The organism is Moritella sp. 36, assembly GCF_018219415.1.
Classification (GTDB): Bacteria; Pseudomonadota; Gammaproteobacteria; order Enterobacterales; family Moritellaceae; genus Moritella.
The window spans coordinates 2,166,339-2,187,720 of record NZ_CP056120.1; the positions used below are offsets into that span (position 1 = coordinate 2,166,339).

Genomic DNA, 21,382 nt, shown 5'->3' on the forward strand with positions numbered 1-21,382 from the left:
ATTATAAACCAGCTATTTGGCGCTAGTTCACCGAATACATAGCTGGTTGCTCTGCTTTCCAGTCGAACACATGCTGAATAAATGCCTGAACTCTAGCTGGTTGTTTGTCTCTATCCCGGTACATCAAAATAACCTGGCGATCTTGGCCAGACCAGTCTGGTAGTATCGGTACCAAGCCATGACCCTTATGCTGTTCTCCATTAAAGTAATAAGGTGGCATCCAGCTGATTCCCATACCTTCTTTAACAGCATCTCTGACCAACAACACATCATTTGATTTAAACGAAAACTCAGTACTGATCTCATAAACCTCATCAGTTTGCTTATGACGCATAATCCACCTGGGGGAGGTACTGACTGACAGTAATTTATGATCCAGTAAATTTGAAGGATGATGAATAGTGGGGTGTTGGTCCAGATAAAGGGTCGATGCACAAAGAGCAAATGAGCTTTGCCAGAGATCACGAGCAATCCAGTCTGGCTCCTGAGCATCTCCAACTCGGAATGCGACATCGACTTGCTCGGCGGTGAGATTAATCTTTTCGTTCTGTACCTGTAAATCGATACTGATGGACGGATGTTTCAGGTAAAAATCATAGATGCAGTGTTTGAGCCAGGCCTGTGTCATATTCATTGGCGCTGTAATTTTAATGTGCCCCTCAAGTTGCTGCCGGTCAATTTCAATAAGTTGCTTCACATTATGTAATCCATTAATAAATGGCTGACATAACTGACAGTAGCGGATGCCATCACTGGTTAGGGAGAAATGATGAGCACTCCTTTCGATTAGCCTGCAGTTGAGTTGCTGCTCCAACCGTTTTAGCCTACGACTGAGGGTAGCCAATGGTATGTCTAGTTTCTTTGCTGCAACGGTCAGGTTTTGATACTGAGAGATTTGTACGAAAAGGTACAAATCATCCAATGAGTGATTTCTCATTTTTGATAACTAAGCTCTTAAATCTGTCTATTAACAAACAATTATGCAATCTATATTCTGTTCGCACAAGTCATTAGATAGGTAACACAATGAGAAATAATTATAAAATCTGGCTGGGCGCGGTATTGGCTATTTTTTTCTGGGGGAGTAACTTTAATGCTATTAGTGCGTTAAGCCCAGAATTAACCCCTATCACAGCGGCTACAATTCGTTTTTCGATAGCGGTGTTGGCCCTCCTTATTCTACGCTTATTATCGAAGCATCCTGAATCGATACTGTCAAATAAGGACAAAGGCTATCTGCTGTTACTCTCTATTATTGGGGTGTTCATCCAAAACAGCGCCTTGTTTTTGGCGATGCGGTATACTTCGGCTGTCAACGGATCTGTTATTATGGCGAACATGCCACTCGCTGGTCTGTTGCTTTCTGCACTATTATTACGTACTCGGATCACCTTTTACCATATCGTTGGTATCTGTATTAGTCTGTTTGGTGTGTTGTTGGTGATCACCGATGGAAACTGGCACCAGATATACTTGAGGAAGGGCGATCTTCTCGTTGTTTTAGCCTTGGCTGGTGGTTGTTTGTATACAATTCTGGCGAAAAAATGGGTACCGCATGTACCTGTACCTCAGTTTGTCAGGTGGACATTGGGACTCGGACTAATACAAATGTTATTAACTGCTTGCTGGCTTGAATCCCCTGTTGATGCTTACCAAAACATGACACTGAAGGATCTCGTATTACTGTCCTACATGGGGATTTTAGGTACTTTAGTCGCTTACTTTTTATGGATGAAGGCAACTCAAACAATTGGACCACAGAAAGTAACATCTATGTTTAACCTTATTCCAATGTTTACTTTACTGATTAGCATGTCCATGGGTACCCAGCCTCATCTAATACAGTTAACTGGGATTACCTGTATTACGGTCGGAGTCATTTTTGCTAATGCTTACCCGTCACTGAAACGGATATTCATATCGTTTAAACCGCAATATACAATTAAGCACAGTAGCTTAAAGTAACATTTATATAAAGGCTCCCCTTCTTATTGTGCAGAAGTGGAGCTACATGATTTATACTAATCTTCATTCGCTTTTAAATAAAGATCTATACTCGGCAGGTATACCCTATATATATCAGTATTTTTTTTGTTTGCTGATGTGGCAAAGCCTTTACTTGAATAAAACCATTCATTAATTGTTGTATTTGAGTTTTTAATAATTATTTTTGCTTCAAATGTAGGCCTACGCTTTGTAAAGATACGATCTTTTTTAGATAAATTAATTTCTAATTTTTGTATAATTGAAGGATCAACGAGCTCTTTTATTTCCTTTCCTTTTAGGTTGTATATGGTCACTGTTTTAGTCGACGCATTAACAACCGAATGTGTTGATTGACACGCTGTTATTAGGATTGAAAAACATAAAATAGGGGTTAGTTTCCAATATTTTTTTTTCATCATTCACCTTTTCTATCGTAATCAAGGCACTGTAAAGAGACAGTGCCTTGGCTTTTTTACCGCTATTTGTTACGTCTAAATAATGTAAGTAAGCCGAGAGTTAGTATACTAAATATCCCAAAGCTACCTCCACTCGTGTTTTCTTCTAGCTGTACTGGTTGTGGTGGTATTGTATTGATATTATTGACTTTAACCGTGATCTCTTCAGTTGACATAGCACTTTTTGAGTCAGACACTACTATCTCGAATATGAGTTCAGTAGAGGCTGACACGTCAGGAGCAATAAAATTGGCTCTGGCTTTGTCTGCATTTATCAGCACAACATCAGGACCTGAAGTTTGTGTCCAATTGAATGTTAGTACACCATGTTCAGGGTCAGTGCTATTACTTGCATCTAATACAACATTTTCACTTTCTCGGGTAGGAATGTTGAGATTAGGAATATTTATCACAGGTGGTTGGTTTGGTGGGATCTTACAGCTAAAAGCGCTTGAAATGATCTTCCAACTAATTAATTCACCTGTGCCGATTGAGTCAACATCAGCAACATTTAATGTCCAAGTTCCGTTCGTGTCTTCTCCTCGAAATACAGAGAGACTTTCAACTGGCGTTAGTGTTAATGGGTAATTACCTTGTATATTTGCGCTGTAATCACCAGGTTTGCTGGCTTTCAATTTAACTTGGGTACCATGAGGAGAAGTTAAGAGTAGTGTTATATCCCCTGAATAAGGATGAGATATGTTAACCTCTACAGAGATGGAACTATTTGGTGCACTATTTGTTAATGTCAGTTGATCATTGATACCTGAATTATCATTATCTGGTATGGCTGTATTGGGTGTTGATTGTTGGGAGACAAGCTTTCCAGGTTTTCCTGTTGGAATCAAGAAACTAAAATTGTGGGTCCTTGGACTATTGTTATATTGATATTGGGCAGATAGTGTAAGTGGTATTTCTGCACCGCAAATATGGTTATGTGGAATTGTAAATTGATAATTTTTTAGGTTATTATCTATAGAGTTCGCGATTAAGTCAGGGTAACGGCTTGAAGGTTGATTAATATCTATATTTGATGAACTAGATAATGAGCCAATTATACCAGATAGTGTTGCAGGTGACTTATTATTCAATGGAATTTGTATATTAACGGTTTCACCTGGTTCGGCAGTTACATCGTTACCTGAACTGAGGATTATAACGGGTTTAGCCTTCATGGTTTCAAGTATATTTACTTGGCTAAAGTGTTTAAAGAAAACCCTCGCGTGCGGCTTAGAAGGGAAGAGTTTTTGAGCTGTGCTTACGATTGAGTTCGCTAGATCTGGCATCGTTAAACCCTGGCCCAATCCAAATTGTGATTCTAATATAATCGTATCAATTTCGGATCTTGGGATCCCGAGATCTAATAGTTCTAAGTGAGCTTGTGTAAGTGGTGTAGACCATAGTTCATCACCGTTTTGTCCATTTACTAGGGTATGGGCTGGATAAGTTTTTGTTGGATCGTAACGAAATGTGGTTCTGTCTGAACGACGTCCGCCCCATGAAATCCCATCCCATGAGAACACTTTTTCAGGTTTAAAAGTACGCCCGTTAGTCGTTGAATAACGGTAAGAGTTTGCCCAGTAATCACCAAATCCCTCACCCATTGCACCAGTATCACCACCAGACCATTGATTATTTATAGACTTATTAATGGCATGCCCATATTCATGAAGAATTACATCACTATCTTCATTATCATCAACGCCACCATGGCCAAATGATAAGCGATTCGTTCCTGGGGAGAAATAAGAATTGTCAGCTCCTTTGGCACCGTTTGTATCAACAGCAATCGCATTGAACTGTATGCCTTTCTCTCCTGAATACCCCAAGCTTTGAATATAACGTTGGCTTTGATCTATGTGATAGTAAGTCATCGTATCATTAAAAGCATTATCACCTCGTTTGGCTGTCCAGTTTCCACTTTCTGTTGTACTTGGTTCTGTGTTTGGAGCATCCCAGTCTACGATTTTAACCCATGGCCCACTTAGGTGATAGCGCCCATCAATTAAGCTTATCTCGTTAAGCGACCTTGTTACATAAGCGGACGAGAATCTATTTTCCGATGAATTATCTTCAATCGTATTATCTTTTAAATCTATAATTGGATTAGAGGAGAATACTAAAGCTTGGGCATTTATAGATGTTGATATTGCACTATAAGTGTTTGATTTATTATCCTGATGTAGTTCCGCTAACGCGTCATCTAATGTTTTATGCTGCTTATTTATTGGAAATGGAGACCATTTCCCATTATTTGAATTTGAGTTGGCATTTTTATTAATAGGTAGATCAATACGCGTAACATTTATAACGCTATTGTCTTTTGCGTTAATGTTAAATTCCCAATCTCCTTGTGGGTTTGAGACCGAGATATTCACTTTATAAGAAAGCTGAAAGGTTGTTCCCATATTTAAATATGTTAATTGGGATGTTGGCTTGATATGTAAAATGCCAGATGCTTGTAGAAATTCCCACGCCGTCTTTATTGCCATATCCGCACTTATATTCTTTTTACTATGAATGTTGCTTTTTTTAAAGACTGGATAAGTATTATTGTAGACACGAGTGATTTGATTATTTTTATTAATGGATATAATTATTGTGCTGCTTTCAACTGGGATGTCGTTTACAAACTGTTTAAAGTAAAAGTGCTTAGATGTTAGGCTTGATTTGGTTAAGGTTAATTTCAAGCTATTAATGATTGATTCAATCTGGTATCGCTTTTTATTATCCTTGAGATATTGGAACGCTATATCCTGCTGACGTATTGGTAAACCATTTGTATAGGCTGATTTATTTGTTTGCTGTATTGGATTAAGGTCTAATTTGACAGAACTACGAAAGTCATTATGTGTCGTATTGGTTGCAAGTTCAGCATAGGAAGGTACTGATAATATTAACGAGAGTGCTGTTGCTATGGCCGTTTTTTTTTGGATAAATCCATTTTATCTCCAAGTAATCTGCGAGTTGTTTTTATGATTCTTAGCTATATTTCGCGAGAGAACTTACGAGAGGTGCTTATTTGAGATCAACTCATATTTTATGAACTTTCAGTTACGAAGATATCAACTATTTCATAAGAAAATTACACTTAAAATTATTATATTTCAACCCTGTTATGTATTTAGTTCTTGTTTTATCACAATATTTAACCATCGAGTATCATGCATATCTTATTTTTATCATGCATAGTTTTTAAGTAAAGAACAAACATCAAAGCAGTAATTAATATATTGTTAGCTATGGCAGGATTAGGAGTAACTGTTGTGAATACGACAACATGAGCAGCCGCATTCACTTTTACTCGATATTGAACTAGGATGCTTTTTCTGCGGTCTTTTCTAAGGCCAAGATAAGTATAACTGCAGCAAGCATCGCGACGATAGCATACGCTAACAATGCTGGCTGACCTGTTACTTGTTCGAAGCTAAAGGGTGAAAGGTTACGTTCTAGCAGTGGCACTTCAAGGCCACTTGAATTAGTACGCCAAGTTAACGTTTCTTTCCATGGCCACACTTTACCAAGCGTACCTATCATTAATCCGGTTAAAAACGTCAGTGCGATATCGCGGTAGTGTTTTAGTACCCAAGTCAGCACGTGCGAGAAAGTAAGAATACCAATGGCACAACCTGCGGCAAACGTACCTAGGGTGACAATATCGATAGACTTAGCAGCAGCAAGGATCGGTGCATACATACCTAACATTAACAGGATAAAACTACCTGAAATGCCCGGTAATATCATGGCACAAATCGCAATTGAGCCAGCAAGTAAAATATTGATCGAGGTTGGCTCAAGATTAAGCGGTTGCAGTACGGTAATGCTATAAGCAAAACCGATACCGATGATGACAGCTACAAAGCGGCTGACTTTCCAGTATTCGACCTGCTTAAACATGTGGTTTACCGAGATGATGATTAAACCGAAGAAGAAAGACCACAGTGGGATAGGATGCGTATGTAACATCCAAGTGATAACACGCGCTAATGTAAAAATACTCGTCAGAATACCCGCTAGTAACACTATCAAGAATGTACCATTGATATAATCAAAAGCCGATTTTAGACCATCCTTTCTGATCATGCCGATTAGGCTTGGAGTAATACGACTAATACTGCCTAACAGAGTATCGTAAATGCCGGTAATGAAGGCAATTGTACCACCTGATACACCTGGTACAACGTCTGCTGCGCCCATCGCCATGCCTTTTATAAAGATAGAAACTTTACTCATGATTCTCCGTATAATTTATTGATTAAAGGTCAAATTTAACAGCATTATAAACTGTTTTAGTGAAAATATGTCATTATCGTAAATACATTTTCCATTTCGCATAAATAGTCCTACACGTTATTTCTTGATCGAAACTTAAATATAGAAATCGATATAAGTGTGATCCGTCGTCGGTTTTATGTGAAGTTATAAAACGGATTATTTTTGTGGTTACTTTGGTGTTTATTATCAGTGATCACGCTTTTTATCTATGTTCATGCTTAATTGTGATCCCAACTAAATATTTAATATTATTGTATTCTAAATGTCATATTCTTAATTTAACCTCAGATCCGCTATAACAACAATCAAAGGATTTGATGTGAATATACTAAAAAATGTAATAACAGCAACTTGCCTCACTTGTGTTATGAGTGCGTCTGCACTTGCCGACAGTGATATCTACCTTACTAATAATTCTAACCAGACTATGTCTATTCAAGTTAACCATACCGGTTCAGATTTACTTGAAGAAGGCTCTGAATGGAAACAATATGTGCAAACACTTAAACCATGGGAAACTAAAATGGTATTAAGTTTTAATCGCTGGAAAGGGGTTAAGTCAGGTGATACTTATCAGTTCGAAACACTTGTAACTAATGAAAATGGCGAGTCGCTTTCGTTGCTACAACAAGTGAAAGGATATTGGTATAAATCAACACTTGATCATGGTGCTAGTGCCAATGATGTTGCGCTAAAATGGGCGGATGATCGTGATACTTACCGCTATCAATCGCAATATAACAGTAACAGCAAGAGTACTGAAATCGCGTTTAAAGCGAGTGCAACTGGCCGTTATGATGATATTTATTACAGTATCACACCGCAAAAAATTGATGAACAGCCTGTAGCAGACGCAGGTACACTCAAAGTCATGTCATATAATGTCTGGGCTCTGCCTGTGATTGCAAAGCACATCGGTGACCGTTTTCAGGAAATTCCGAAGCATTTAAAAGGCTATGATGTACTCATGCTACAGGAAGTCTTTGCTTCTGGTCGTGATGCATTTTTGCGAGATCTTGCTAAAGAATACCCGTATCAAACGAAGATGTTAGCTTCTCCTGGAATTAATATTTACGATGGTGGTGTGACTATTGTGAGTCGCTATCCCATTGTTAATGAAGGGCAGTACGTCTATCCTGATTGCTCTGGTACAGACTGCTTTGCTGATAAAGGCGTAAATTATGCTGAAGTGATCAAAAATGGTCAGGCGTACCATGTATTAGCAACCCATACCGCGTCGTTTGATACTGATACCGCACGTGAATATCGCCAACGCCAATTCCGCCAGATGCGCAATTTTGCACAAGCGCAGAATATTCCAGCCACTGACACAGTTGTCTACGGTGGTGATTTTAATGTGAACAAGCTTAAATTCCCAACTGACTATCAGCAGATGTTTGTGAACCTTAGCGCTGATGAACCGCAATATGCAGGTTATACAGAGTCAACGTTCGACCCGCGTATTAATGATTATGCAGGAAGTGCACTATCGGGTGGTGAAAATATCGAATATCTTGATTATGTTGTTGTCAGTAATGAGTTTGCTAAGCGAAATGACAACATAAACACTGTCAAAATACCGCGTACAACGGTTGCTAGTTTATGGAAACATTGGAATCTATCCGACCATTTCCCTGTTAAAGCAGTGATACGTTAATGCGATTGCCATTACTATTAATAAGCGTTGCCTTTATGGGCAGCGTTTATTTCTTCATCACCAATGAAAATAAACTGAACTCAGTTGAGCAAGAAAGTGCATTATCTAAAATCGTAAGTTCAACAATACAACCGGAAGACATGGCATCGAATCAAGCTAAAGAACAGGTGCACGTTAAAGAACAGATGCAAGTTAATGAAAATATGCCCGAGCAAGATACCTCATTGCAAGACACACAAGGTCAGACGCTAATGGAGGCGATAACGTCATTTTGGCAGCAATGTCGAAGACATAATAATTGTGATGAATTGTTAGCCGAACAACGGTTGCTACTTGACGATGATCGTTATCAGTTGTTAATTAACTTTCCTGTGAACCAGCAGGAAGAGCAACGTCTGATGGGGGAATCGTTAATCAGTCAGGATGCAAGTTTGGCGGATAAAATCGCCAATGTTAAAGCGATTAGAGAGCAGGTGTGGGGTGACGATGCAGCGCTGTTATTTCAGCAGCAAGATACTTATTATGACTACCGTTTATCGTTATCGGATCCTGATAGTCGATTTAACCAGACTCAGAACGCGGATGATTTTATCAATGAATACAACACTATGTTGGCAGAACGGGCTAATGACTTAGATAGCTTTGCGTTAAGTTCTGATACCGCCAAATATGAAGAGGCATTGCAGTTAATCCCACCGTCTATGCCTGAAGATGAAACAGCCAGAATCAAGGCTGATCTGGCTTCGCAATATCTCACCGCTAGCGAACGACAATCTATTGTTAACCGAGAGCAGCAAGTCGATAAGCAAGAGCAAGAAATAACGGATTACCAGCAAGGATTAAATGAACTTGAGGTAACACTTGCTAATGAACGAGCAACATCAAAGAAAACCATGAATGATGAAGATTGGCAGGTTTATAAAGCGGAACGTTTATATCAATATCGTCTTAACTTTTTTAGCTTTTAGTTTGTATTAAAAAGCTTAATGAAAAAGTCATGTTTCCTTCATGTTAACGGCGCAGACTAGATTAACATCTGGGCTATACCAGATGTTATTTTGTGAAGTCAACAAGGAGATGACCATGAAGAAGACGATGATAATGGCGTTATTAACCGTTGGGGTAGGGATGCAAGTACCCTCTGTGTTAGCGGCCAATAAAGCCGTGTTATTGGGTATTGATGGGGTGCAATGGGAAAAAGTACAAGTTTTAAATACCCCAAACTTTGATCGCTTAAATATCAACAAAGCGTATACGGGTGGTATGAAAGGTTATGACAATGAGCAGTTAACATCAAGTGGACCTGGCTGGGCGACAATTTTAACGGGTGTTTGGGTGAATAAACATAACGTTGATACTAACAGTGCAGGTTTGGCTAATGCCGATTTTCCCAGTATTTTTAAACGCATTAATGATGCGAACCCGATATTAACTCAAGCGTCATTAGTGCATTGGTCTCCGATTAATACGCAGTTTTTCACTCAAGATATTACTAATGTTGAGCGGGTCGAAAGTGGCATCAGTGATGCGGATGTAACGTCTGCGACAATTAGTGAAATAAATAAAGGCACTGATTTTGTATTTGCACACTTAGATGATCCTGACCATCATGGGCACGGTACATGTTTTGGTAGCGCTTATAACAAGAGTATTATTACTGCTGATCAGCAATTGGGTGAAATCCTAGACGCAATTGAAGCGGCTGAAAAACAAAGTGGCGATAATTGGCTGCTAATGGTAACGACAGATCATGGTCGTGACAGTTTAGGTTGTGGTCATGGCGCGCAGAAGCTGAATCAAAAAACCATCTTTATCGGCAGTAATGAACCAGTTAATGCTGAGCTGACCGAGAAATCGGTTGGTGCAAATAATGATTTTTCAGGACTTTATGGTTACGCGGCACAAACGTCGATTGTTCCGACTTTATTAACTCACTTGGGAATTAAGGTTGAGCAAGAATGGAAACTGGATGGTCCATCACTTATCGGTGAGTTAGGTGTTCGAAAATTAGTGGTAAGTACTGATGGTTATTTACAGTGGATAAATGAGAGTGACGATGATATTCACATTTATCGTAATGATATTTTGGTTGATGTATTGCCTGCGCAAAATAATTCGTGGCAAGACAATGCGAATACTCGGTTGGGTACAGTAGATTATGTTCTTTCGAGTAACGCTAATCCAGTCGCTTTTCGAAATAATGTGATGGATGTTAATGCTGGGCTAAGTTGGAGCTTATCGCGAGGCTATTTCTTCCGCAGTGATACGCAATATGTGCGTTATAACAAAGTATTGGATAAAGCAGCAGATGGTTACCCGCGCGCGGTGAATGAGAGTAATTGGCCTGGTCTTGGTGCTTATCGTGAAGACCTTGTCGCCAGTTTCCATAAAGACAGTGACACGGCTTACTTCTTTACTCACGATGGACAATATTTATCTTACGACCTTAATACAGACTCAGTGAGAGACGGTTATCCGAAAGCGGTTGACGCTACCACGTGGTCAGGGCTTGAAGCATATGCTGACAACATCGTTGCCACATTACGCTGGAAAGGTAATAAAGTTTATTTCTTCCTCGATGATGGAAATTATCTACGTTATGACTTAGTTAACGATAGCGTTGACAGTGGTTATCCAAAACCGATAAATGATTCAACTTGGCCTGGTCTGGGGGCTTATGCACAACAGATTACGGCTGCCATTTATTGGGATGATACCCGAGCATATTTCTTCTTGGATGGTCAACGTTATATTCGCTATAGTATAACGCGTGATCGTGCTGATAGTGGTTACCCTAAACCGACCAATGATAGTACATGGCCAGGTTTGTTAGGGATGTAATAGGGCCTAACTTAACAACCAAAACGAGATGCTGTTTTGGTTGTTTTTATATTCGCTAAGCCGTTATTGGACAAAACCGTGTTAGAGCTTAAGATTCAGTGCCTATTATTCGCATTACAGAAACTATGCTAAGTCGATATATAGACGTATTAGGCTCTTCCGCTTACTTCATTAGTCCGTGATTTGATCAAATCTATACCTTCACAAATCAGAGTTGGTGCCAAATATCGGTGACAACGGGTAGCACAGACCCTACCAACAAAATGGCCATAATCATATTGAACCAGCGCTGATAAACCCTATTTTCAAGACATTCACGTAGCCAGGTTCCGAATATTAGCCAAATACCAACACACGGGAAAGAAGCGATAAAAAAGGTAAACGCAATGGTCACATTCTGCGATAAAAAGCTGTCTCCTACTGTGGTAAACGCAGAAATAGCGCCAATGGCCACCACCCATGCTTTAGCATTAACCCATTGAAACAAGGCTCCTTTTATAAACCCAAACGGCTTCGCTTGCTGGTCGGCTGACCCAACGTTAGTCGCTCTGGCAATTTGCCACGCTAAATAAAGTAAGTATGCGGTACCTATCGTTTTTATGGCTAAATTCAAATGGGGAAACAAAATAAACAGCTGACCAAAACCGAGTCCGACCAGTAACAGCATCACCGTAAAACCAACGCATATCCCTGTCAGTAAGGGCAGGCTTCTTCGTACACCGAAATTTAGCCCTGATGTCATCACCATGATGTTATTCGGGCCCGGTGTTACCGAAGATGTGATGGCAAACAATGCCACAGACAATAAGTATTCCAAACTTAACTCCTTCCGATACTTCCATGTAATCGCAACACTGTATTTAAATTCACTCGCTTTATATGATATATTGAACGCGTGTTTTTTATAATGAACACTAAAGGATCGTTTGTCAAACAAGTCGATCGTTTTTTATAGCGAACGATGGGATTCATCGAGGAGGTACATCAACCGTCATGACAAAGAATAAACCACCTATTGAACAAATTGCTGCAACACTTAGCGCAGAAAGACAGCGCTCAGGATTAAGCATTGCGGAAACAGCTCGACGTGCAAGTATAGCCAAATCAACTTTATCTCAATTAGAAAATGGAGTAGGTAACCCTAGTATTGAAACCCTATGGTCCATTTGTGTGGTGCTGGATATCCCTTTTTCACGTCTGATCGAATCACCAAGTCCAAAGACGAAAGTCATTCGCTATGGTGAAGGAGAATCCGTATTTTCTAAGTGTAAAGACTATCAAGCTACTTTGCTTTCCTCGTGTCCGGCCAATGTAAGTCGTGATATATACTGGATTGAAGTGAGTCTAGGTGAACCTTTCTATTCAAAATCGCACAATCCTGGAGTCATAGAACACGTGATTATAACGAAAGGACGTGCCAGAGTCGGTCTAAAATCAGACGCTTACGTTCTCAGTGAAGGGGACTATATTACCTATCCCGGCGACTTGCCGCATATGTTTGAAGCATTAGACGAAAGAACTTGTGCCATGTTGATTTCGGAACACCGATGACCAATAGGATGGGATACTTAGTTAGTTCATTCATTCACTTATTGTCAATAACGTTATGCGTAAGGTCATATCAGTTGCAACACTTTAGCCGAAAAATAAGGCGATTTGATGTGACAAAGCAAGGGTGAAACAGAGGAATGTTAGGTTTTTCAATCAATGCATAGCCTAGGTGTCTATAGAATGCGAGTGGATTCAGGTAAGAGGAATTGGCTATTGAACGATTAATCTCGCTATAATACGCTTTTACAAAGCTTGTTTGGCATGTTGCCGAGACTTTTATTGGGATTTAAATATGACGATTCATACCTTGATGGCCTTTGCTGGCATTGTTTTTTTATTGGCTATTATCCCTGGCCCCAATGCATTACTCATTTTGTATACCTCATTGGCTCAAGGTAAGCGATTTGCGTTCGTTAATATAGTCGGTGTAGGTTTCGGTTTTCTGATTCATGCCTTTGTATCAGCGCAAGGGTTAAGCCTGTTACTGTCACAGTCTGCTGTGGCTTTTAATCTCTTTAAATGGTTAGGGGTCGGTTATTTACTGTGGCTAGGCGTGAGTAATATCAAAAACGGCCTAAAGCTGTCTGAGTTAACATTAGATCCGAATAAACGCGCGATTAACCCGTCTTTACTTAGTAGCTTTACAAAAGGATTGTTAACCAATTTACTCAATCCCAAGATTGTGTTGTTCTATTTGTCTATCTTCCCCCAATTTATTTCGCCACAACATATTTTAGAACAAAGCATGATGCTAGGGCTTGTTCAGGCGTTGGTTGTGGCTAGCTGGTTCCTTGTGGTCATCATTTTTGCTACGAAGCTTAAAGCGTTGCTGACAACACCTAAAATAGCGAAGTGGTTAAACTATGTTAGCGGTGGACTCTTTGTTAGTTTTGGCGTGAGTTTAGCCAGTACTAGGGTGTGATTTTCTCTTTTCTTTATTTTTGTTAACTTAAAATTTGTTGAATTCTTTCAGCTATTCACTGAAAGAATTCGGTATGTTTTTAACGATCACTCCTTTACCACCACTTGAATCGCTATCATATGGGGAGCCCATCCATTAGTAGCGACGATCATATAATCATTGTTTAACTCTTCAACTAATTGGATTTTTTGATAGTCAGCTAATTTACGGTTAGCACTGATATACTCATTATATAAAGGGATCTTGTTGTAATCTTTGATGTATGCTCGATTCTCTGTTTCATTAAAGAGAGTTATTGTGTATTGACCCGGTGCATTTTTATTTATTTCTCCAGTACTTTTAGCCTCAATGATATTTTTCAGTCCTGTCTCCGTAAATATGACATTGGACTCAAAGGTATGCTTCTTCACAAACATTTCAAAATGACGTGTTGCATTGTAAGATCCATCAGAAGAGTGGATGAACATTGCTCCATTAATTGCTGCCTTAGGGCCTGTTTTTAGGCTGACAATAATGGACGTCATCATAATAATGAAGCCAAAACAAAAAAATGCGGTCCTAATGTTCATGATATTGAATTTCGTCCTTGATTAACTGAGTTATTAATTCTACATCATCACCACTATTTAACATGAAAATGACATTGATTGGTTTGAGAGACTCTTTTAATATAACGAGAGAAAGTGTGTTTTCTACGTGCATAATAACCAATCTAATAGGGGGATGCGTTTTCTGTAATGCCTCTATATAGGGAAGTAAGCGTAGTGAAACTATTTCCCCTCGCTCTTTGTTATCCCAAAACATGGTGAGGCTGGCACTATCTGTTATCGTTTCTGGAACTATTATCGATGTGGTATCAGGAGTATTGATGTCATGCTTTCTTATCGATGGATAAATGAAAGCAATAAGCAGACAAATAACACCACTAATAAATTGCCATGAGTGTAGCCAACTATATTTATTGCCTATTGAATGGTTAGCCATATCCTTTTGAGCTGGGATAGAGGCATCGTGAGTATTTTTTTCTTGCTCACTTGTATCAGGGGATAATATTTTCCCCTCAGCTTTTTCTTCGATTAGAGTACGATCAAAAGTAGGATCATCTATGATCTCAACGACACAGCTGTCTAGCTTATAACCTATTTTGGGGATAGTTTTTAGATGTTTTTGATCTTTACCATTATCGTCAATCACATTGCGTATATTACTAATAGCTTGTGCTACTGAACCTTCAGATACATGCTTTCCAGCCCAAGCATATTCTAATAATTTGTGTTTATGTACAATATTTCCCGAATTTTCACATAATAGAAGCAAGACTAAAAAGTCGTGGCTCCCTATGCGCTTTTCTTCATCTGTGATTGTGTTTTTCAACATGGAGTAATCTGAAATAAGAACCCACTGCTTTACTTTATACATAGACACGCCGGTATGTTATTTATCATAAAAAGTATAACTTAATTTTTCATGTGAATTAAGGTGTAGATATAGAGTGGGCATAGACTATTACAGAGAGCGATAAATTGAAAGCATAAACCCTAAAAATCATGAGTTTGAGAATTTTTTGATAAATTTAAAGTTTAATTAATATAGTTTTGATATTTAATTTAGGCATACATAAATTGGCCATTATTATTAATGGCCAAGAAAGCGAGGTTAGTCCTGACCAAGGGGCACTGTATAGCTTTTAATTAACGGATTAAAAATCCATTTACTTGCTCAATTATGGTGTGTAAGGGAGTGTATAAGGTATGTATGCGTATATAGCCGCAATGATTATTACTTCTTTATTAGTTGGCTGTAACTCTAGTTCTAGTTCTAGTTCTAGTTCTACTTCATCAACAGTGACAGTCGTTGGTATTTTATCAGTACCTAAAGCGCTTTCAGATAAATATACGAAAGCGCTTAGGTTTGACCGATATACTGCTGTAATTACACCAAATGGACAGGCAATACATATTATTGCTCAAGATCAGTTAAGCAATAACCAAATAGTCAGAGCTCGCTCGGTTCTCGTTCATTATTTAACGAATTATACTTCATCTAAGTATGGGAGTGATAAGTCTTCGGTTGCTAATAAAATGGCAGGGAATGGTGCTACGTTACTATTACTAAATGGAAGTGATGATGGGAAGAACCCGGCAGGTGAATTAGATGGTCAACCGCTCTACCAAAATGAAATTCAAGTGGAAGGAGATGAGTGGTATATCAAGCAAGATTATAAACACCGAGATGCAACATTTGAAGAAATTTTGCATATGGTTCATGACACTGGTATTGGTGTTGACCAAAATGAAGAGTTTATAGGTTCACTACCTGCATATCAAAGCGATATTCGAAGCGCAAAAGTCGGGGCTATGACAGGTCGTATATGGGGTTTGCGCAATGACAATAAAGATTGGATTGTAGAACTTACAATGCTCGAATAGATGAAAGTTTCGATGGGACATTCAGTCTTAGGTATAATGAGTTAAAGCCGTACACAAACCATTCTCGATACTTAAAAGACGTTAGTTTAACGGGTAATAAAAATACGAATGTTGTTGTGAATGAACTCGACAATAACATTACAGGGAATTCAGGTAGTAATACCGTTATATTTTCTGGTGATGTAGGCAATTATACAATAACTAAATTAAGTGGTAACTCATATTTAGTTGAAGATCATAGAGATAGTGGTGATGGAAAGGTAACGCTTCAAAAAATAGAAAGCTTGAAGTTTAATGATGCGATTGAAAAATTGTAAATCCAAATTTTTGGAGGTAATATCTATCAATATTGATAGATATTACTCACTTTATTGTAGGACATCTTAAAGCTCGTTGAACTCATCGAGCCATTCGGTGAAAGAATTAGATACTTGCGTGACACTGCAAACACCATAGTTAAAAAACCATACCGGCACATCTGTTTGTTGACTTGCACAATCGCTAAGTTTGAAACAAAACATGTTGCCCTTACAATCTGACGCAAACAAAATATGCCCCTTTGGCATGCCGCTCATTTCATATAGCTGTGATAGCGAAGCGACATCTTCCAGGCTTAAAAAATCTTGTACTTCAGAAATATCGGAATTCAAATCACAAATTTTAGTTAATACATTTGGCGTGTGAACCAAGCCATAGGTAGAGATTAAATATTTATATGAGTCCGGTAAAATTCCCTTCAACTTTGATTCAAGCTCTGTAATATCCTGAGTATTGATTGGTACCATGGCGTTTTTACTGCCCCAGTTTTTTACAAATGTATCAATGCTATTCATTTCAAAGTACTCCAAAATCGCTAACGGACTATTACCGTGATTACGATTAAATTCGTCTTAATTTTATAATGAAAACAAGATACACATGATGAGCAGATGATTCAATTTATTATTGATGTATTTATTATTTGTCAGAAAGTATTGGTAAGTAGCGGTTAGCTCGCTGTAGATTGCGTTGGAAAGTAGACTGATAATATGTCTAATTCATACTCTAAGTCTTGAGGTAAATAAAACGTCCATCCCTTTCGGACTAATGGCTCAAAAACGTATTTTAAGCATTGAACAACCAAGCAGAGCGACTGCAGAGCATCAATGCCATAAACGTATTCACAAAATGACAGCGCTGTAATTTCAACCTTACAGCGGAAATCTGCACCATCAGGTTCTGGTATACCAATACAAACTTTCAAGGTTAATAAGGTATCATCTGGTTTTTTTGCTACATATTCACTCGTGATCAATTGTTGCTCCGTCATCTTCTTCTATCATCAAGATATATTTTAAAATGCCATATTTATACTTATTGCATGTCTCGTATACAGAATAACATCATTTTTGCAGTAAACGCCGCTGCGGTATTAACTCGAACAGTAGGCCAAACATAGATTATTTTATATGGGATGATAGGCGTATTTCTCAATCACATTCATATTATCAATGAATACTATATAAATCATCAATTAGACTATATGTATTAGTTTTGGCAAAGTAGCGTTATCGGGTCTGCAAGGACTAAACGGATAAAACATAAGGGAAAATACCATGGCGAATAAACAAGGATTTCATAACAAAAATTTACCTGACATGCGTAATGCTTTCAGTTGGGGGTTGAAATTGAGTGACTTCAAGGAGATATTTTTTGTCACGGGTCATGCCGATTGTAACCCGCAATTTATAACTCAACATCCAGGTGATCCAGTTGCACAGACACGACTTATTCTTGCACAAATGAAGGACTTTCTAGAAGAGGCTGGATTCAGCATCGATGATATCGTGCGCACTGATTGGACATTCGTTAATGAAGTCAGTGGAGAGCAATTTGGTGAAATCGCGGCAGTATGGGAAGAATTTTTGATTGATGTAGAAGTTAAACCTGCCACTGGTACATTACGTTATGTTCAACGCTTAGGTATGGCCGATATGATGGTTGAATATGAAATGATGCTAGCAAGGTAATGCTAGTTGGAGATTTTAGTTATCACACTAGCCCAAATCATTTAAATTAATCCACTCTTGCTATATAGTTTTATCCATACAGTTTTATCAATCGCCGCATTGATTACCATTAGGATGAGAATTTACTTATGGCTGAGTTATTTAAGGACGTTTATTGCCCTGCATTTTATGAGCAATTTTCGGGTGTGTTAATTAAGGTATTACCTGACTTTGATTCCATTAAATTTAACCAAATGATCTTTAATGAACGCTTTGCTGATTATGAACTAAAGCAGCGTATGCATCATACGGCGGAAGTCTTAGATCATTTTATGCCTGAAGATTTTAGCTCTGCTGTTGTAACTCTCAAACGCATTATTGATGAACTGCGTGGACAGGGGATTAAAGAACGCAGTATTGAATATATGTGTTTGCCTGATTATATCGAGACATATGGATTGGACTATTACGACAGTGCTGTCGATTGCTTTGAATATGTAACCCAATACACCAGCTGTGAATTTGCTGTTAGACCTTTCATTATACGTTATCCTGCTAAAATGTTAGTGCAGCTGCAGGCGTGGACTACACACGAGAGTCGCCATGTACGCCGCTTAGCCAGCGAAGGTTCACGACCGAGATTACCTTGGGCGATGGCATTGCCAGCATTTAAAAAAGATCCGACGCCTTTGTTACCCATTTTAACAGCATTGAAATACGATGACTGTGAAGTTGTGAGGCGCAGTGTAGCGAATAATCTCAATGACATTGCTAAAGATAACAGCAATGTAGTAGTGCATGTAGCAACGCTGTGGTTAGGAGACAACGCACTGACAGATAAACTCGTCAAACATGCGTGTCGTACTTTACTCAAGCAAGCTCAGCCAGAGATCATGGCACTGTTTGGCTTTCAACAAGACCTAATCACGCTTACTGAAATGTCGATCACGACACCGGTTGTAAAAGTAGGGGGCAAGCTGACGTTTAACTTCACGATTAATAACACGAGCGGTTCTCCACAAAAATTACGTTTGGAATACGGACTGTATTATCTTAAAAAGAATGGAACATTGGCGCGAAAAGTATTTAAAATCACTGAACGCGTTATTGCTGGGAATACAGAAGAACAGATAACGCGTCATCAAAGCTTTAAAGTGATCAGTACCCGTGTGTTTCATTTAGGCATGCATAAACTGGCCATTATTATTAATGGCCAGGAAAGCAAGATCAGTACTGAAAAAGAGGCGTTGTATAGCTTTGAATTAACAAGTTGATCGTTTTAATAAGCGAGTGGATGCTCATGACTAAAAGTCACTGAATTTCCATGCGCTAACTTCATTATCCATCATCATAGGGGCGAATAGATATTGTTTGTTTGCGCCTATATCTGCCAAGCCCGGTTTTAAACTTAATACCAATTTACGTTCTTTTCCTTGCTGTTTAAACAGTTCACCAGAAAGCCAGTCACTGACATAGATCGAATCATCCTCTGTCACTATGACCCCATCGAGATTTCCGAGTTTATATCCAGTCGGCACTGTCGATAACTGTTGTTCTACAATGTTTAATTGTAATAGTGAACCAAGTTCGGCGGTCGAAAAGTCGCTGTTCATGCCTTTACCCCAACTGCCCACTAACAGTTCACCTTGCTGTGCATATAAGCCATTAGGATGGGGTAATGCAGTGCTTTTGAACCAAGCTTCAAACTTACCATTTTTGAGTCGATGAATAGTGTCTTCGAGCAAGTCGCTAACATAAATCGTACCGTCAGTTGTCGCTGTTACATCGTTAAGCATTTTAGCGTTTGGTGCTGTATAGCTATCCTCTATCTTACCTGTACTGGTGTTTACCTTGACGAGTTTCTGCATGTCTGCGATATATAAATACTGACCGGATACCGCTAATCCTTTTGGCGCGTCTAATCCTTTAAGCCAATGTTGGTCAACCATTCTTCCGTTTACATTGGCGATGCTGATGTAACCTTGGCCATTAAGCTCCATTGGCTGACCATTAATATTACTAATATAGATAAATTGTCCATCAGTACTGGCGACTACCGACTCCGGTTGGTCTAAGTTGTTTATTGTCCACTCAGGCTGTTTAGCATGTGCGGCGTAGCTCGTGATTGCTGTTGTAATAACGGTGAGGGTTAATGCTGTTTTCTTTATTTTATTCCATTGGCTCATGGTTCAATTCCCTTTAGTTTGTTGATTAAGCACGCCAATTAGGTTATCAATAGTTGAGCACAATTCAATGTGTGCTTAGTTGAGTATTAGGAATTGATACTTATTTTTAACTTTAGGATCAGATCATGGATGAACAACGACAACGTACTGGGCTATTCAGTACGCTTAAACAGGTTTTAAAGTCACAAGGACTACGTTATCGTGACCTTGCTGAACTAATGAATACGTCAGAACCCACGATTAAGCGGTTATTTAAAGATCAGGATTGTAAGTTAAGTCGGTTAATGGATATTTGCAAAGCGATTGGGGTTAACTTTGGTGACTTAGTCGAACTGTCGAGTAACAGCCCAACAGAACCAACTGTATTACCTATTGAAATAGAATCTGCGCTGGTGGCAAATAACGGATTAATGTCATTTTTTATGTTATTGATAAGTGACTTTGATTTAAAAGTAATCGCGAAGCAGAATGACTTACTGCAGACAGATATATATCTGTACTTACGTGAATTAGAAAAACTGTCTTTGATTCGATTAGGGCAGGGTAATCACTTTTACTTTGTGGTAAACAGACCGATTAAATGGCGGTCTGATGGACCGATGCACAGTACTTTAGTTAGGGTAAATCAACGTTTTATCAAGGAAGCCATCACTGCACATACCGGCAGTAATTATCCCTTTTACTCTGCTAGTCGATTATTGAGTGCGTCTAGCAGTAAGCAGTTCTATCAGGAAGTTGATAATCTGTACTTTCGTTTTCAGCAGCAAGCGACACTCGATCAAATGTTCTATCCTGCAGAAGAGCTTCAACCGTTTAAGATGGTAGCGACAACAACGCCTTTTGATCTTGCGAATTACTTTAAAGTACCAGGATTTAAAAATTAGCGCGTATCGAATGTCCTCTATATTTAGAGGATAGATGATCGGCAGTTTACCTCGTCGTTATTATTAACTTAGTTTTAATCCATTCCCCCAATATTGAAATAATCTATCTATTAAATCTATTAAATCTATTTCGCATTGCGAGTCAGCACATTCGTATCACCAAGTCACGTTGATAGTATCAAAATATTGTTTTGTTGGTTTTTTAGCA

21 protein-coding genes and 2 pseudogenes are annotated in these 21,382 nt (G+C 38.7%); 11 read left to right on the plus strand and 12 right to left on the minus strand.

Annotation, left to right across the window (positions count from 1 at the left end; genetic code table 11):
• Positions 1 to 22: 22 nt before the first annotated feature.
• Together HWV03_RS09790 and HWV03_RS22755 are read right to left on the minus strand one after the other, a co-directional pair.
• Positions 23 to 697: a substrate binding domain-containing protein gene (locus tag HWV03_RS09790; RefSeq protein ID WP_255547147.1), complete on the minus strand. Its 675-nt coding sequence runs from the start codon at positions 695 to 697 to the stop codon at positions 23 to 25.
• A gap of 108 nt (positions 698 to 805) precedes the next feature.
• A pseudogene (locus tag HWV03_RS22755) lies at positions 806 to 937 on the minus strand (helix-turn-helix domain-containing protein); the annotation flags it as partial.
• Positions 938 to 1,026: 89 nt separating this feature from the next.
• Between HWV03_RS22755 and HWV03_RS09795 the strand changes: the two are divergent.
• A complete protein-coding gene (locus HWV03_RS09795; protein WP_211679526.1) occupies positions 1,027 to 1,965 on the plus strand; it encodes a DMT family transporter in 939 nt (312 codons plus the stop codon).
• 56 nt (positions 1,966 to 2,021) lie between these two features.
• Here the strand turns inward: HWV03_RS09795 and HWV03_RS09800 are convergent, their stop codons facing one another.
• The 4 genes and pseudogenes from HWV03_RS09800 to HWV03_RS09810 all read right to left on the minus strand — a co-directional run bounded on the left by HWV03_RS09800 (position 2,022) and on the right by HWV03_RS09810 (position 6,674).
• Complete coding sequence (locus tag HWV03_RS09800) at positions 2,022 to 2,402, minus strand: hypothetical protein (RefSeq protein WP_211679527.1); 381 nt, start codon at positions 2,400 to 2,402, stop codon at positions 2,022 to 2,024.
• Positions 2,403 to 2,464: 62 nt separating this feature from the next.
• Complete coding sequence (locus HWV03_RS09805; RefSeq protein ID WP_255547148.1) at positions 2,465 to 4,933, minus strand: proprotein convertase P-domain-containing protein; 2,469 nt, start codon at positions 4,931 to 4,933, stop codon at positions 2,465 to 2,467.
• 114 nt (positions 4,934 to 5,047) lie between these two features.
• Positions 5,048 to 5,131 (minus strand): annotated as a pseudogene (locus HWV03_RS22760) (hypothetical protein); the annotation flags it as partial.
• Between the two features lie 625 nt (positions 5,132 to 5,756).
• Entirely contained in the window at positions 5,757 to 6,674 is a 918-nt protein-coding gene (locus tag HWV03_RS09810; RefSeq protein WP_211679529.1) for a DUF368 domain-containing protein, read from the minus strand.
• Between the two features lie 361 nt (positions 6,675 to 7,035).
• Here HWV03_RS09810 and HWV03_RS09815 point away from each other — a divergent pair, with 361 nt between their 5' ends.
• From HWV03_RS09815 to HWV03_RS09825, 3 genes are all read left to right on the plus strand, one after another.
• Positions 7,036 to 8,373 carry a sphingomyelin phosphodiesterase gene (locus HWV03_RS09815; protein WP_255547149.1) on the plus strand — a complete coding sequence of 446 codons (1,338 nt, stop codon included), beginning with the start codon at positions 7,036 to 7,038 and terminating at the stop codon, positions 8,371 to 8,373.
• Positions 8,374 to 8,408: 35 nt separating this feature from the next.
• Positions 8,409 to 9,341 (plus strand): chromosome segregation ATPase, encoded by a 933-nt coding sequence (locus HWV03_RS09820; protein WP_255547150.1) that lies wholly within the window; start codon positions 8,409 to 8,411, stop codon positions 9,339 to 9,341.
• A 115-nt stretch (positions 9,342 to 9,456) separates the two neighbouring features.
• The gene (locus tag HWV03_RS09825; RefSeq protein WP_211679531.1) at positions 9,457 to 11,214 is read left to right on the plus strand and encodes a hemopexin repeat-containing protein; all 1,758 of its coding nucleotides are present in this window, start codon (positions 9,457 to 9,459) and stop codon (positions 11,212 to 11,214) included.
• 208 nt (positions 11,215 to 11,422) lie between these two features.
• On the opposite strand, the gene HWV03_RS09830 is transcribed toward HWV03_RS09825, so the two are convergent.
• Positions 11,423 to 12,031 carry a LysE family translocator gene (locus HWV03_RS09830; RefSeq protein ID WP_211679532.1) on the minus strand — a complete coding sequence of 203 codons (609 nt, stop codon included), beginning with the start codon at positions 12,029 to 12,031 and terminating at the stop codon, positions 11,423 to 11,425.
• Between the two features lie 176 nt (positions 12,032 to 12,207).
• Between HWV03_RS09830 and HWV03_RS09835 the strand changes: the two genes are divergently transcribed.
• Positions 12,208 to 12,765 (plus strand): helix-turn-helix domain-containing protein, encoded by a 558-nt coding sequence (locus HWV03_RS09835; RefSeq protein ID WP_211679533.1) that lies wholly within the window; start codon positions 12,208 to 12,210, stop codon positions 12,763 to 12,765.
• Between the two features lie 292 nt (positions 12,766 to 13,057).
• Positions 13,058 to 13,687, plus strand: a complete 630-nt coding sequence (locus HWV03_RS09840) for a LysE family translocator (RefSeq protein WP_211679534.1) — start codon at positions 13,058 to 13,060, stop codon at positions 13,685 to 13,687.
• Between the two features lie 86 nt (positions 13,688 to 13,773).
• On the opposite strand, the gene HWV03_RS09845 is transcribed toward HWV03_RS09840, so the two are convergent.
• A complete protein-coding gene (locus tag HWV03_RS09845; protein ID WP_255547151.1) occupies positions 13,774 to 14,214 on the minus strand; it encodes a hypothetical protein in 441 nt (146 codons plus the stop codon).
• Positions 14,215 to 14,245: 31 nt separating this feature from the next.
• Positions 14,246 to 15,106, minus strand: a complete 861-nt coding sequence (locus HWV03_RS09850; protein ID WP_211675220.1) for a winged helix-turn-helix domain-containing protein — start codon at positions 15,104 to 15,106, stop codon at positions 14,246 to 14,248.
• Positions 15,107 to 15,438: 332 nt separating this feature from the next.
• On the opposite strand from HWV03_RS09850, the gene HWV03_RS22570 reads away from it, so the two are divergent.
• Positions 15,439 to 16,116 (plus strand): hypothetical protein, encoded by a 678-nt coding sequence (locus tag HWV03_RS22570; protein WP_255547152.1) that lies wholly within the window; start codon positions 15,439 to 15,441, stop codon positions 16,114 to 16,116.
• A gap of 116 nt (positions 16,117 to 16,232) precedes the next feature.
• Complete coding sequence (locus tag HWV03_RS22575; protein WP_255547153.1) at positions 16,233 to 16,433, plus strand: hypothetical protein; 201 nt, start codon at positions 16,233 to 16,235, stop codon at positions 16,431 to 16,433.
• 66 nt (positions 16,434 to 16,499) lie between these two features.
• Here the strand turns inward: HWV03_RS22575 and HWV03_RS09860 are convergent, their stop codons facing one another.
• Positions 16,500 to 16,949 (minus strand): SMI1/KNR4 family protein, encoded by a 450-nt coding sequence (locus HWV03_RS09860; RefSeq protein ID WP_211679536.1) that lies wholly within the window; start codon positions 16,947 to 16,949, stop codon positions 16,500 to 16,502.
• Positions 16,950 to 17,104: 155 nt separating this feature from the next.
• Positions 17,105 to 17,425, minus strand: coding sequence for a DUF6968 family protein (locus HWV03_RS09865; protein ID WP_211679537.1), 321 nt, complete (start codon positions 17,423 to 17,425; stop codon positions 17,105 to 17,107).
• 286 nt (positions 17,426 to 17,711) lie between these two features.
• Here HWV03_RS09865 and HWV03_RS09870 point away from each other — a divergent pair, with 286 nt between their 5' ends.
• Complete coding sequence (locus tag HWV03_RS09870; protein ID WP_211679538.1) at positions 17,712 to 18,125, plus strand: RidA family protein; 414 nt, start codon at positions 17,712 to 17,714, stop codon at positions 18,123 to 18,125.
• Positions 18,126 to 18,253: 128 nt separating this feature from the next.
• Entirely contained in the window at positions 18,254 to 19,378 is a 1,125-nt protein-coding gene (locus HWV03_RS09875; RefSeq protein WP_211679539.1) for a DNA alkylation repair protein, read from the plus strand.
• 30 nt (positions 19,379 to 19,408) lie between these two features.
• On the opposite strand, the gene HWV03_RS09880 is transcribed toward HWV03_RS09875, so the two are convergent.
• Positions 19,409 to 20,290, minus strand: coding sequence for a hypothetical protein (locus HWV03_RS09880; protein WP_211679540.1), 882 nt, complete (start codon positions 20,288 to 20,290; stop codon positions 19,409 to 19,411).
• Between the two features lie 125 nt (positions 20,291 to 20,415).
• Here HWV03_RS09880 and HWV03_RS09885 point away from each other — a divergent pair, with 125 nt between their 5' ends.
• A complete protein-coding gene (locus HWV03_RS09885; protein WP_211679541.1) occupies positions 20,416 to 21,174 on the plus strand; it encodes a helix-turn-helix domain-containing protein in 759 nt (252 codons plus the stop codon).
• Positions 21,175 to 21,382 lie beyond the last annotated feature (208 nt).

Bases quoted from the DNA above. Each gene is read 5' to 3' on its own strand.
- HWV03_RS09795 (WP_211679526.1), top strand. From the start codon at position 1,027: ATGAGAAATAATTATAAAATCTGGCTGGGCGCGGTATTGGCTATTTTT.
- HWV03_RS09800 (WP_211679527.1), bottom strand. From the start codon at position 2,402: ATGAAAAAAAAATATTGGAAACTAACCCCTATTTTATGTTTTTCAATC.
- HWV03_RS09805 (WP_255547148.1), bottom strand. From the start codon at position 4,933: ATGGCAATAAAGACGGCGTGGGAATTTCTACAAGCATCTGGCATTTTA.
- HWV03_RS09810 (WP_211679529.1), bottom strand. From the start codon at position 6,674: ATGAGTAAAGTTTCTATCTTTATAAAAGGCATGGCGATGGGCGCAGCA.
- HWV03_RS09820 (WP_255547150.1), top strand. From the start codon at position 8,409: ATGGGCAGCGTTTATTTCTTCATCACCAATGAAAATAAACTGAACTCA.
- HWV03_RS09825 (WP_211679531.1), top strand. From the start codon at position 9,457: ATGAAGAAGACGATGATAATGGCGTTATTAACCGTTGGGGTAGGGATG.
- HWV03_RS09835 (WP_211679533.1), top strand. From the start codon at position 12,208: ATGACAAAGAATAAACCACCTATTGAACAAATTGCTGCAACACTTAGC.
- HWV03_RS09840 (WP_211679534.1), top strand. From the start codon at position 13,058: ATGACGATTCATACCTTGATGGCCTTTGCTGGCATTGTTTTTTTATTG.
- HWV03_RS09845 (WP_255547151.1), bottom strand. From the start codon at position 14,214: ATGATGACGTCCATTATTGTCAGCCTAAAAACAGGCCCTAAGGCAGCA.
- HWV03_RS09850 (WP_211675220.1), bottom strand. From the start codon at position 15,106: ATGTATAAAGTAAAGCAGTGGGTTCTTATTTCAGATTACTCCATGTTG.
- HWV03_RS22570 (WP_255547152.1), top strand. From the start codon at position 15,439: ATGTATGCGTATATAGCCGCAATGATTATTACTTCTTTATTAGTTGGC.
- HWV03_RS09860 (WP_211679536.1), bottom strand. From the start codon at position 16,949: ATGAATAGCATTGATACATTTGTAAAAAACTGGGGCAGTAAAAACGCC.
- HWV03_RS09865 (WP_211679537.1), bottom strand. From the start codon at position 17,425: ATGACGGAGCAACAATTGATCACGAGTGAATATGTAGCAAAAAAACCA.
- HWV03_RS09870 (WP_211679538.1), top strand. From the start codon at position 17,712: ATGGCGAATAAACAAGGATTTCATAACAAAAATTTACCTGACATGCGT.
- HWV03_RS09875 (WP_211679539.1), top strand. From the start codon at position 18,254: ATGGCTGAGTTATTTAAGGACGTTTATTGCCCTGCATTTTATGAGCAA.
- HWV03_RS09880 (WP_211679540.1), bottom strand. From the start codon at position 20,290: ATGAGCCAATGGAATAAAATAAAGAAAACAGCATTAACCCTCACCGTT.
- HWV03_RS09885 (WP_211679541.1), top strand. From the start codon at position 20,416: ATGGATGAACAACGACAACGTACTGGGCTATTCAGTACGCTTAAACAG.